Source organism: Kaistia defluvii, from assembly GCF_026343955.1.
GTDB lineage: Bacteria > Pseudomonadota > Alphaproteobacteria > Rhizobiales > Kaistiaceae > Kaistia > Kaistia defluvii.
In genome coordinates, this window is the sequence record NZ_JAPKNI010000001.1 from 951,425 (window position 1) to 963,197 (window position 11,773).

The 11,773-nt window shown below is 65.9% G+C and carries 8 protein-coding genes; 3 read left to right on the forward strand and 5 right to left on the reverse strand.

Annotated elements, in window-relative coordinates; genetic code table 11:
• Nucleotides 1-25: 25 nt before the first annotated feature.
• Nucleotides 26-787: a sulfite exporter TauE/SafE family protein gene (locus OSH10_RS04410; protein WP_266330333.1), complete on the reverse strand. Its 762-nt coding sequence runs from the start codon at nt 785-787 to the stop codon at nt 26-28.
• Nucleotides 788-931: 144 nt separating this feature from the next.
• Between OSH10_RS04410 and OSH10_RS04415 the strand changes: the two genes are divergently transcribed.
• From OSH10_RS04415 to OSH10_RS04425, 3 genes are read left to right on the forward strand one after another with little or no spacing between them, the layout of a single operon-like run.
• Nucleotides 932-1,435 carry a MarR family winged helix-turn-helix transcriptional regulator gene (locus OSH10_RS04415; RefSeq protein WP_266330334.1) on the forward strand — a complete coding sequence of 168 codons (504 nt, stop codon included), beginning with the start codon at nt 932-934 and terminating at the stop codon, nt 1,433-1,435.
• Nucleotides 1,432-2,589, forward strand: coding sequence for an HlyD family secretion protein (locus tag OSH10_RS04420; RefSeq protein ID WP_266330335.1), 1,158 nt, complete (start codon nt 1,432-1,434; stop codon nt 2,587-2,589). Before OSH10_RS04415 ends, OSH10_RS04420 begins: the two co-directional genes overlap by 4 nt.
• Before the next feature lie 27 nt (nt 2,590-2,616).
• Nucleotides 2,617-4,122, forward strand: a complete 1,506-nt coding sequence (locus tag OSH10_RS04425; RefSeq protein WP_266330336.1) for a DHA2 family efflux MFS transporter permease subunit — start codon at nt 2,617-2,619, stop codon at nt 4,120-4,122.
• Between the two features lie 42 nt (nt 4,123-4,164).
• Here OSH10_RS04425 and OSH10_RS04430 read toward each other — a convergent pair whose 3' ends face one another.
• The 4 genes from OSH10_RS04430 to OSH10_RS04445 form a co-directional block, all read right to left on the reverse strand.
• Entirely contained in the window at nt 4,165-5,106 is a 942-nt protein-coding gene (locus tag OSH10_RS04430) for an alpha/beta hydrolase family protein (protein WP_266330337.1), read from the reverse strand.
• Nucleotides 5,107-5,236: 130 nt separating this feature from the next.
• Entirely contained in the window at nt 5,237-6,460 is a 1,224-nt protein-coding gene (gene chrA / locus OSH10_RS04435; protein ID WP_266330338.1) for a chromate efflux transporter, read from the reverse strand.
• 83 nt (nt 6,461-6,543) lie between these two features.
• Complete coding sequence (locus OSH10_RS04440) at nt 6,544-9,633, reverse strand: efflux RND transporter permease subunit (protein ID WP_266330339.1); 3,090 nt, start codon at nt 9,631-9,633, stop codon at nt 6,544-6,546.
• Complete coding sequence (locus OSH10_RS04445; protein ID WP_266330400.1) at nt 9,630-10,850, reverse strand: efflux RND transporter periplasmic adaptor subunit; 1,221 nt, start codon at nt 10,848-10,850, stop codon at nt 9,630-9,632. The genes OSH10_RS04440 and OSH10_RS04445 overlap by 4 nt, the downstream gene beginning before the upstream one ends.
• Nucleotides 10,851-11,773: the final 923 nt, after the last annotated feature.

The window sequence follows — 11,773 nt, forward strand, 5'->3', positions numbered from 1 at the left end:
AAGCTTGCGGCAATCGATGCCGGATTCAAGACGCCAGAAGAGACAGCGTTCCGTCCCAGGTCAGTTTGAGCCCGATCAGCAGCACGAACAGATAGGAAAGGCCGTAGAAGACGGTCTGGTCGATCACCCGCACGATCCAGATGCCGAGAACCGTCGTCAGCGCGGCGAGCGGGAACAGCACCGCCGCCGTCTCCAGATTGGCGGTGTCGAACTGGCCGAGGAAGAAATAGGGAATGAGCTTCACCGCATTGGTGACGGCGAAGAAGATCACCGAGGTGCCGACGAACACCTGCTTGTCGAGCCGGAGCGGCAGCGCATACATCTGGAACGGCGGCGCCCCGGCGTGGCTGACGAAGGAAGTGAAGCCGGCGAGCAGGCCCCAGAACGAGCCCTTGGCGCCGTTGGGCTGCGCCGGCAGCACCCGCAGCCGGTCGCCGAACCAGTAGTTCAGGGCGAACAGGATCGAGATCACGCCCACCAGGAGGCGGACGAAATCCTCCTTCACATAGGCCGCCGTCGCCCAGCCGACCGCGATGCCCGCGATCGACGCCGGCAGCATGACGGCAAGCGTCGGCCGATCGAAGATGCGCCGGTAGAAGTAGAGGCTGATCGCATCCATCACGAGCAGGATCGGCAGCATGATGCCGGCCGCCTGAACCGGCGAGATCACCAGGGCCAGGATGGGAACCGCGAGCATGCCCATCGCGCCGCCAAATCCGCCCTTGGACAAGCCTGCGACGGCCACGGCCGGGATCGCAGCCGCGTAAAATGTGAATTCGGTGAACATGGGCGTCGCTTGGCGAGGAGTATGGCAGGTTGGAACGATTTACCCTCGTTCGCCGCCAAAATCCAGTATACCTCCTATTTTACAGCCGCTCCCGGCCACAGACTCACATTGCGTAATATACGCGAGCTTATTATATATTGACCTATGAATACGCTGCCTTCTGAAAAGCATCTCGGCTTTCTGATCAACGACGTCGCGCGTCTGGTTCGCCGTGCCTTCGATCAGAAGGGGCAAAGCTGCAACCTGACCCGCGCCCAGTGGCAGGTGATGGCCTATCTGTTCCACAATGAGGGATCGAACCAGGCCTCCGTTGCCGACGCGCTGGATGTCGAGCCGATCACCCTGTCGCGTCACATCGACCGGCTGGAGGCGATGGGCTACGTCGCGCGCGTTCCCGATCCGTCGGACCGCCGGGCGCGCCGCCTGCACCTGACCGAAAGCGTGCGCCCGCTGCTCGACCAGATGAAGATCATCGGCAACGAGGTGATCGCCACGGCGCTTGAAGGCATCTCCGAACAAGAGTCCGAGATTCTGATCGATCTGCTGAGCCGGATTCGCAGCAACATGACCACCCGGGGCGTCGAATCGTGCTGCGACGAGTCCGTGAAGGATGCCGCGGCGAAACAGCCAGAGAAAGTTTTGACATGAGCGCCGAAGCCGGAGACCGCGGGACACCCGAGGCCCAGCCGCCGGCAAGCGAGGCCGCGCCGCGCAAGTCGCGCCGCGGACGCTTTTTCCTCATGCTGGCGCTGCCGGTGCTGCTGGCCGTCGGCGGCGGCTATCTGTGGCTGACGGGCGGGCGCTATGCCTCGACCGACAACGCCTATCTCGAACAGAACCGCGTGACCATCACGGCCGATCAGTCCGGCCGGATCGTCGAGGTCGCGGTGCACGAGAACGATCGCGTCAAGAAGGGCGCCCTGCTCTTCCGCATCGATCCCGAGCCCTATCAGCTGGCGCTGCGCCAGGCGGAGGCGGCGGTCGCCGTCGCCAGGCTGCAGGTCGAGCAGTTGCGCTCCAGCTACCAGCAGGCCCTTTCCGAGCAGCAATCCGGCGAGGACAGCCTCGCCTACCGGCAGAAGACATTTCAGCGCCAGCAGGACCTTCTGGCGCGCGGCGTGACGTCAAACGCCGATTTCGACACCGCCCAGAACAACGTTCGCATCGCCGAGCAGATCGTCGCCCAGGCGCGCGAGAAGGTGTCCGGCGCCCTGACCGCGCTGGGTGGCGATCCCAACGTTCCGACCGACCAGCATCCGACCGTGATGCAGGCGCAGGCCGCGCAGGAAGCAGCCGCGCTGGCGCTGAAGCAGACCACCGTGTTTGCACCGAGCGACGGCGTCGTTTCGCAGACCGACCGCCTCCGCGTGGGCCAGTATGTGACCAATCCGGCCATGGCGCCGACCGCGCTGCTCAGCCTGGTCGAGACGGCCACCACCTATGTCGAGGCCAATTTCAAGGAAACCGACCTGACCCACATGAAGGTGGGACAGACGGCGCGGGTTACCTTCGACACCTATCCCGACCGGCCGTTCACGGCGCATGTGGAATCGATCGACGCCGGAACCGGTTCGGCCTTCTCGCTGCTGCCGGCGCAGAACGCCTCCGGCAACTGGGTCAAGGTCGTGCAGCGCGTGCCGGTCCGGCTGCGCCTGGATGGCGAGGTCGACTTCTCGACCCTGCGCACCGGCCTCAGCGCCTCGGTGGAAGTCGATACCGAATACAAGCGGACCCTCCCAGGCTTCAGCCATGCGATCGCCGCCAATTCCACGCCTCCAGCGGAAGCCGCGGCAGCCAACTAGGACGCCGCGCACCGGAAAGTCGCCAGAATGAGCGCGCCAGCGGTTCAGCATCGTGGCTTCATCACCGTATCGATCATGCTTGCCACGATCATGCAGGTGCTCGACACGACGATCGCCAATGTCGCCCTGCCCTCGATGCAGGGTTCGCTGGGCGCGGCGCAGGATACCATCACCTGGGTCCTGACCTCCTATATCGTCGCCGCCGCCATCGCCACGCCGATCACCGGCTGGCTCGCCGACCAGATCGGCATCAAGCGTCTGTTCATGACCTGCGTCGCCGGCTTCACCCTCGCCTCGATGCTGTGCGGCCTCGCCGGCAGCCTGACGCAGATGGTCGGGTTCCGCATCCTACAGGGCCTGTTCGGCGCCGCGCTTGTGCCGCTGTCGCAATCCGTGCTGCTCAACATCAATCCGAAGGAGAAGCACGGCCAGGCCATGGCGATGTGGGGCGCCGGCATCATGGTCGGCCCGATCATCGGCCCGACGCTGGGAGGCTGGCTGACCGACGCCTTCAACTGGCGCTGGGTGTTCTTCATCAACCTGCCGGTCGGCATCATCGCCTTTCTCGGCATCGGCGCCTTCCTGCCGGAAGGGCCGCTGCGCGCCCGCAGGTTCGACTTTTTCGGCTTCGCCTTCCTCAGCCTCGGCATTGGCGCGCTGCAGATGATGCTCGATCGCGGCGAACAGCTCGACTGGTTCTCCTCGCCCGAAATCCTGATCGAAATGGCGCTGATGGCGATCGGCTTCTGGATCTTCACCATTCACATGGCGACGGCCAAGAACACCTTCATCGATCCGCACATCTTCAAGGACCGGAACTTCGTCACCGGCCTCGTCTTCATCTTCATCATCGGCATCATCCTGCTGGCGACGATGGCGCTGCTGCCGCCCATGCTGCAGAACCTCTATGGCTATCCCGTCATCACCACGGGCATGATCCTGGCGCCGCGCGGCGTCGGCACCATGGTGGCGATGCTGGTGGTCGGCCGGCTGATGGGCAAGGTCGACCCGCGCATCCTGATCCTCGTCGGGCTGGGCGCCACCACCTGGTCGCTCTACGAAATGACCACCTGGGCTCCGGAAATGGACTCCTGGCCGTTCATGACCACCGGCATCGTGCAGGGGTTCGGCCTCGGCTTCGTCTTCGTGCCGCTCTCGACGATCGCCTTCGCGACCCTGCCGGCGCGTTGGCGCACCGACGCCGCCAGCCTGTTCAGCCTCGTGCGCAATCTCGGCTCGTCGATCGGCGTCTCGCTGGTGGCGACCCTGCTTTCGCAGAACACGCAGATCGGCCACGAGGTGCTGGCCGGCCATGTGACGCCGTTCAATCCCGCCATGCCGGCCGACGCCGCCGCCGGCAATCTCGAGGCGCTGGCTCGGATCAACGGCGTCATCACCCGCGACGCCGCCTTCATCGCCTATATCGACGATTTCAAGCTGATGATGTTCGTGACGCTGGCGACGATCCCGCTACTGGCCTTCATGCGCTACAAGCCGCAGAAGGGTCCGGCCCAGCACGTCGCGCTCGAATGAGGCAGCGCGCCGGCGGAACCCGTCCGCCAGCGCGCCCGTCTTTCAGTGCGCTTCGATAAAGCTCAGCGTCGCGCCCACCATCTCGTCCAGCGTTGCCGGACCGGTGAAGGCGTCGAAGCCATGGTCGGTATCGAGCACCATCAGCCCTTCCTCACCCGTGTGATAGTCCAGGAAGAGCTGGCCAGCGGCCGGCTGCGGCGTCACGACGGTGTCCTTGGTGCCTACTATGACCAACAGCGGCCCGCCATACTGCGCGATCGCCGCGACGGGATCGGTCGCGAACAGCGACCGGAAGAACGGCACCTTGAGCGACGTCTTCGCGCCCCACGGCAGGGTGCCCTCGATCACCTCGTTCGGATCCGTGGCCGCCATCGCCTTGTTGACGGTCTCCTGCCCCAGCACGACGCCGAAGCTGAAGGCCGGATTGGCGACCGGCGCCCAGAGCGTGGCGCTATCGACCGGGCGCACGGAAGCAAGATGCGACGCCACCAGTCCGCCGAGACTCCAGCCAACGACGTGGATCCTGGCGGGATCGATATCATCCTGCTTCTTCAGCCAGTCAAAGGCCGCCACGGCATCGGCGATCTGGCTGAAGGTGGTCGTATCCTCCCACTTGCCCGAACTGTCGCCCGAACCGACGAAATCGATCCGCAGGCTGGCCAGGCCGCGCTCGGCCAGCAGGCGCGCGGTTCGCGAATAGACGCCCTCCTGGGTGCCGGCGACCTCGAGTTCGTCGCGCTTGCCGGTGAAGCCGTGCAGCAGCAGCACGACGGGCGGCTTCTCGACGCCCTTCGGCAGCGCCAGCGTGCCGACGATGGTCTCGTCGCCGCGCGCGATCCGTACCGTGCTTTCCGTCGTCTCGCCGGCCGGCCGGGCGAGCGCGACCCTGGAGGCATCGCGCATCTTCGCGGTCACGTTATCGGCCGCCGCCGGCGCGACGATCGCAGCCAGCATGACGGAGGCAAGCAGCCATTTTCTCAGCATCAATTTTCCCCTGGAAGCACGACGTCGTCGTCAACGATCTCAAATCAGCGCCGTCCCTGGCCCCAAGAGGCCCCCGCATAACGGCCTGCCGCCCCACTATCGATTCTTTCGGCATCGATCCGCAAGCCGTTCAGCCGCCGAGGATCCACCCCGCGCCGGCCGCCAGTAGCACCACCAGCCAGGCCGGCAGACGCAGGAAAACCAGCAACGCATAGCCAAGCACGGCAAAGGCGAGATCGCGCGCGCCGTGGATCGCGGTGACGAAGACGGGGTCGTACAGCGCAGCTGCCAGGAGCCCGACAACCGCCGCGTTGACGCCGGTGAGCGCGCGGCGAACGGCCTCGACCCGCCGCAACCGCCGCCAGAACGGCAGGACGCCGACCACCAGCAGCAGGGCCGGCGCGAAGATGGCCAGGACGGCAACGGCGCCGCCGACCGCTGGCGTCGGCGCTCCCGCTGCTACCCCGAGATAGGCCGACAGGCTGAACAGCGGCCCCGGCATCGCCTGGGCCGCGCCATAGCCCGCCACGAAGATCGGCTCCTGCACCAGCCCGGTGGCGACGACGGAATCCTTCAGCAGCGGCAGCACGACATGCCCGCCGCCAAAGACGAGCGCCCCGGCCCGGTAAAGCCCGCTGGCCAGAACAGCCGTCTGCGAATGGGTCGTCGCTGCCAGGATGGGGAGGCCGACCAGCAGCATGACGAAGAGGGCGAGCGCCGCGATGCCGATGCGCCGGGATATCGTCGCGCCGGGGCGCAGATCGGGCACACGGATGGCCGGCCGGCTGAAGCAATAGCCCACGAGGCCGCCGCCGAGCAGGATGGCGATCTGGGCGAAGCTCCCCGGCACGAGGAGCGCCAGCGCGGTCGCGGCCAGCGCCACGCCGCCGAGCAGCCTTCCGGTGGCAAGCGACAGCGCCATCCCCCGGACCGCCTCGGCCACCACCGCGACCGCCACGATCGCCAGCCCCGACAGCACGCCGGCATCGATCAGCCCCCCGCTGGCGCCGAGGCCATAGGCGATCAGCGCCATGAGGACGGCGGACGGCAGGGTGAAACCGACAAAGGCCGCCAGCGCGCCGGCCAGACCGGCCTTCTCCAGGCCGATCGCCATGCCGATCTGGCTGGAGGCGGGCCCGGGCAGAAACTGGCAGAGCGCCACCAGGTCGGCGAAATCAGCCTCGTCCAGCCAGCCGAGCCGCTTGACGAAGCGATCGCGGAAATAGCCGATATGCGCGACCGGGCCGCCAAACGAGGTCAGGCCGAGGCGCAGGAACTCGCGGAAGACCCACGCGACCGTCGGAGTCCCCTTGGGTCCGGGGGGATCAGGCGGATCGATCGCGGAGCGGGTCATCCGGGCAGGATGGCACCCCTGCATGACACCCACAAGAAAACGGCGCCCGAAGGCGCCGCTTTCCAGACTTCATCTCGCCGGCATCAATGCGCCGGAGCGGGGGTCGCTGCTGGCGCGGGAACCGCCGGCTGCTCCTCGTCCTCGTCGCGCTTCGCATGCGCGCTGGAGAGGTAGGTGTAGAACATCGGCACCACGAACAGCGTGAACACCGTGCCGATCGACATGCCGGTCGCGATGACCAGGCCCATCGAGAAGCGGGCCTTGGCGCCGGCGCCTTCCGCGAACAGCAGCGGCAGCACGCCGAACACCATGGCGGCCGTCGTCATCAGGATCGGCCGGAGACGCACGCGCGCGGCCTCGACGATCGCATCATGCCGGTTGAGCCCGCGTTCCTCGCGCTGCTGGTTGGCAAACTCCACCATCAGGATGCCGTGTTTCGTGATCAACCCGACAAGGGTGATCAGGCCCACCTGCGAGTAGATGTTCAGCGACGCCGCGCCCAGATTGAGCGGGATCAGCGCGCCAAAGATCGAAAGCGGCACCGACATCATGATGATCAGCGGATCGCGGAAGCTCTCGAACTGCGCCGCCAGCACCAGATAGATGACGACGATGGCCAGTCCGAACACGATCAGCAGCGAGTTGCCAGTCTCGAGCTCCGTACGCGACTGTCCGGCGTATTCGATGAAGTAGCCGGACGGCAGCACCTCGCTCGCGATCTGCTGCAGCGTGGCGAGGCCATCGCCCGACGTCACCGTCGGCCGCGGCAGCGCCGCCAGCGTCGCCGAATTGAGCTGGTTGAACTGCTCGATCGCCGGCGCCGAACCTTCCGTGTTGATCGAAACCACCGAGGAAAGCGGGACCATGTCGCCGGCCTGCGAGCGGACGAAGAAGGTCCCCAGGCTTTCCGGATTCAGACGGTACCTCTCGGGGACCTGGGTGATGATGTCATAGGCGCGGGCTTCCCGATCGAATTTCGAGATGCCGTTCTCACCCACCAGCAGGGTCAGCGTGTTGCCGATCTCGGCAACCGAGACGCCGAGTGCCGCGGCCCGGTTGCGGTCGATCACCACATTCACCTTCGGCGTATCGAAGGAGAGCGAGTTCTGCACGACGATGAACTTGCCCGACGCCATGGCGCGGTTCTTGATCTCCTCCGCCACCGCGTAGACGCGATCCGCCGGCTCGGTCGACTGGATGACGAACTGGATCGGCAACCCGCCGCCCGTTCCCGGCAGCGACGGGACCGCGAACACGAAGGCCTGAACGCCCGCCACCTTGTCGAGGCGCGCCTGCACCTCCGCCTGCACCTCGGGCTGGCCGCGCGTGCGCTCCGCCCAGGGCTTCAGCACCAGTCCGGAGAAGGCCGAATTGGCCGAACCGGAACCGGCGATCGAGAACAGGGCCTGCCGCTCGGGAATATCGGCGGTCTTCTGGGCGATCTCGTCGACATAGAGCTGCGTGTAGTCGATCGTCGCATATTGCGGCGCCGTGATCAGCGTGAACATGGCGCCCTCGTCTTCCTCCGGCGCCAGTTCGGACGCCGTGTTGAGGAACAGGAACACCATGGTGCCGAGAATGGCGGCGACCATCAGCAGCGTGATCGGCCGGACCTTCAGCGAACCGATCAGCCGGCGGGCATACCAGTGGCTGAAGCTCTCGAAGACACGGTCGATGAAATGCTGGATGCGGCCGCCGCCTGGCTTCAGGATACGGGCGGACATCATCGGCGATACCGTCAAGGCGACGAAACCCGACAGGATCACCGCGCCGGCGAGCGTCAGCGAGAACTCGCGGAACAATGCGCCGGTCACGCCCTGGGTGAAGGCCATCGGCGCATACACCGCCGCCAGCGTGATCGTCATGGTGATCACCGCGCCGGTGATCTCCTGCATGCCGACGATCGCCGCCTTCATCGGTTTCAGCCCCTCCTCGATGTGGCGGTGGATGTTCTCCACCACCACGATCGCGTCATCGACCACGAGGCCGATGGCCAGAACCATGGCGAGCAGGGTCAGCGTGTTGAGCGAATAGCCGAGCGCCCAGAGGATGAAACAGACGCCGATCAGCGATAGCGGGATCGTCACGATCGGAATGATCACCGACCGGAACGACCCAAGGAACAGGAAGATCACGACCACGACGATGGCCGACGCTTCCAGGATCGTCCGGATAACCTCCTCGATCGAGGCGCTGATCGCCTCGGTCGAATCGTAGACCAGCTCGATATGCATGCCTTCCGGCAGCGAATCCGCAATCAGCGGGAGCTCGCGGCGAACGCCGGAGGCGACGTCGAGCGGGTTGGCCGAGGGCGTCTGGAAGATGCCGAGGAACACGCCTTCCTTGCCGTTGAAGCGGACTTCCGTATCCGTGGAAGCGGCCGCGAGTTCGATCGTGGCGACGTCGCGAAGGCGAACGATGTCCGCGCCATTGGCACGGATCGGCAGCGCGCCGAACGTCTCGGGATCCTGAAGCGTCGTCTTCGCCTCGATCGAATAGGCGTAGAACTCGTTCTTGGTCTTGCCCGGCGCCGACAGGAAGTTGGAGCCCTTGATCGCGGTCAGCACCTCGGTTGCGGTCACGTTGCGCGAGGCGAGCGCGACCGGATCGATCCAGACCCGCATGGCGAATTCCTGCGCGCCGAGGATTTCCGCATTGGCGACACCGTCGACGGTGGCGAAACGCGGCTGGATCACGCGGATCAGGTAATCCGTGAGCTGCTGCGCGTTCATCGTGTCGCTGCGCGCCGCGAGATACATCAGCGCGAACTGGAAGCCCGTGCCCTTCTGGATCACCGGGTCCTCTGCCTCGTCCGGAAGCTTGCCGCGCACCTGCTGGACCTTGGCGATGACTTCCGTCAGCGCCTTGTCCGGGTTGGTGTTCAGCCGCATGTAGACGGAAACCGTCGACACGCCGAGCGAGCTCTTGGACGTGACGTAATCCACGCCCTCAGCCGAGGAAACGGACTTGGCGATGGTGGAGGTGATGAAGCCCTGGATGACGTCGGCGCTGGCGCCCGGATAGACGGTGGTGACGGTCACGACCGTCTCATCCACCTTGGGATATTGGCGGATCGACATCGACAGGATGCCCTGCGCGCCCAAGAGCAGCATCAGCAGGCTGACGACCGTCGCGAGGACAGGACGGCGGATAAAGAGTTCGGAGAAGCTCATGACTTGGAAGCCTCCGGGTTCACCGTGGCGCCCTTGACCGGCTGGACCGAATTATCGACCGCAACCGGGCTGCCGCTCGAAAGCTTGTTCTGGCCCGACGTCACGATCCGCATGCCCGGCTTCACGCCATCCAGGATCTCGATCACGTCGCCGGATCGACGGCCAACCTTGACGAAGATCTGCTTGGCGATGAGGTTTGGCGCGGCCGCATCCGCGGGCTTGCCATCTGCGGGCTTGGTCTCCGCCGCCTTGCTCTCTCCGGCCTTGCCCTCTCCGGCCTTGGCATCGGCCGTCGCCGGCGCGTCCTGCACGGCATAGACATAGGCGCCGTAGAGACTGATGGTCACGGCGGTCTGCGGCAAGGCGATCACGTCGGTTTCGACGGGAAGGTCGACGCGCACGCGAATGAACTGGCCCGGACGCAGCGTGCCGTCCGGATTGTCGAGCAGCGCCTGCACGCTCACCAGCCGCGAGGCCGCGTCGATCTTCGGATCGATACCGGTGATCGTGCCGCTGAAGTTCAGGTCGTCCTCTTTCAGGCCGAAGCGGACCGGCTGGCCGATCTTGAGCGAGCCGAGCTCCTGCTCCGGCACGCTGAAATTGACCTTGATCCGGTCGAGATTCTGCAGCGTCGCCACCACGGTCGCCGGCTGCACATACTGGCCGACATCGATCTTCGGAATACCGATGGTGCCGGCGAAGGGCGCCTTGATCGCCTTCTCGTCCAGGGTCGCCTCGAGCTGGGTCAGCGCGCCCTTGGCCTTGTCGAGGTTGTTCTGGGCGTCCTGCAGCGAGGCGACCGTGCTGACATTGCGCTGCAAGAGCGCCTGCGCGCGGCTCAGCGCATCCTGGCTGACGGCGACCGCGGTGTTCGCGCTGACCAGGCCGGCGCGCTCGACCGCGTCGTCGATCTGCACGAGCAGCTGGCCCTGCTGGACCTTGTCGTTCGCCTTGAACAGGATCTTCTCGACGATGCCGCCGGTCTGCACGGCGACATCGACGCCCTCGGCAGCCGCCGCGGTACCGACCGCCTCGATGCCGGGCGTCCACTGGGCGGGCTCGACCGTGATCGCCGAAATCGTGACGACGGGTGCCTTCATTCCGGCAAAAAATTGCTCAATCATCTTGTCGCGGAAGAAATTGAACCAGATCAGGCCGCCACAGATCGCCACGACGACGACGAGCAGGATCGTAGCAAGGATAAACCGCTTCATGATTGGCAATCCGGTGAGCGCGCGGCCGATGGAAAGACGGCAGGCGCATTGCAAAAATACAAAGATCGCGGAAACGCGCCACGCGGGCTTGCTTCCTCGATCATGAAGCGGAAATTAGTGTACCTGGAGTACAGGACTGTCAACGTGCACCCAGGCCGGTGAGGCCGTTCGCTCTAAGCTCGTGCTAACTCCGCAACACACGTCGATTGGATCCGGGCGATCCGAAGCGCTTCCGCCTGGCGACGCGCGGGCATCCCAGAGAAGGGCGTTCTGCGACGTTGCCGGGGAGGCCGGCCCGAGCCGCCGCCATGCACGGCGGTGGCTCCCGGCGTAGCACGAAGCCACACTCCCCCCGGGAGAGAACGGCGTCCCTTGCGGCGGTCGCGGGGCCCCCGACCATCGGCCAGGATGGGTCTGGAAGGGCTCCCAAAGCGGGCCTGTCCCGCGTCCCGCCCAAAGCCCTGTCGAACGCTGGAACTCCGGCATCCGTTCGATCGGATCAAGGTCCGGTTCGACCAAGGCGGCGCGGCACGGGTCTTCAGGCGCCAGGAGGGTGAAAAGCTCGCCAGGTTCCTCGGCTCGGCGGGCTGCTGGACGGATCGCGCGCGTCGGCATGGCGCCATTCGGCGAACCGGAGGCGGAACAGAGGGGGAGGTTCCGGCCACCTTGCCGTGGCAGCCCGGATCTCTGTCGCCCTCCCCCCATCGGCGGTGCCTCGGGTCCGGCCAGCCACCGATGCGCTGGGTCGTCACCCCTTTGTCTTTGTCTTTGGTTGGGACGATTGTCGGGGATCGGTTGCGCTTGGCGGCGCTTTTGCGCGGCTGACTGGCATCTGGCCGGCTTGCGCTTGGCTGGGCCTTACCCGCGCCCCCGCGCCTGGGCCTCGCTCCCCGCCCCGCGCTCCGCCTTCGCGCCGGCCTATGGCC

Bases quoted from the DNA above. Each gene is read 5' to 3' on its own strand.
- OSH10_RS04410 (WP_266330333.1), bottom strand. From the start codon at position 787: ATGTTCACCGAATTCACATTTTACGCGGCTGCGATCCCGGCCGTGGCC.
- OSH10_RS04430 (WP_266330337.1), bottom strand. From the start codon at position 5,106: ATGCTGAGAAAATGGCTGCTTGCCTCCGTCATGCTGGCTGCGATCGTC.
- OSH10_RS04415 (WP_266330334.1), top strand. From the start codon at position 932: ATGAATACGCTGCCTTCTGAAAAGCATCTCGGCTTTCTGATCAACGAC.
- chrA (WP_266330338.1), bottom strand. From the start codon at position 6,460: ATGACCCGCTCCGCGATCGATCCGCCTGATCCCCCCGGACCCAAGGGG.
- OSH10_RS04425 (WP_266330336.1), top strand. From the start codon at position 2,617: ATGAGCGCGCCAGCGGTTCAGCATCGTGGCTTCATCACCGTATCGATC.
- OSH10_RS04420 (WP_266330335.1), top strand. From the start codon at position 1,432: ATGAGCGCCGAAGCCGGAGACCGCGGGACACCCGAGGCCCAGCCGCCG.
- OSH10_RS04440 (WP_266330339.1), bottom strand. From the start codon at position 9,633: ATGAGCTTCTCCGAACTCTTTATCCGCCGTCCTGTCCTCGCGACGGTC.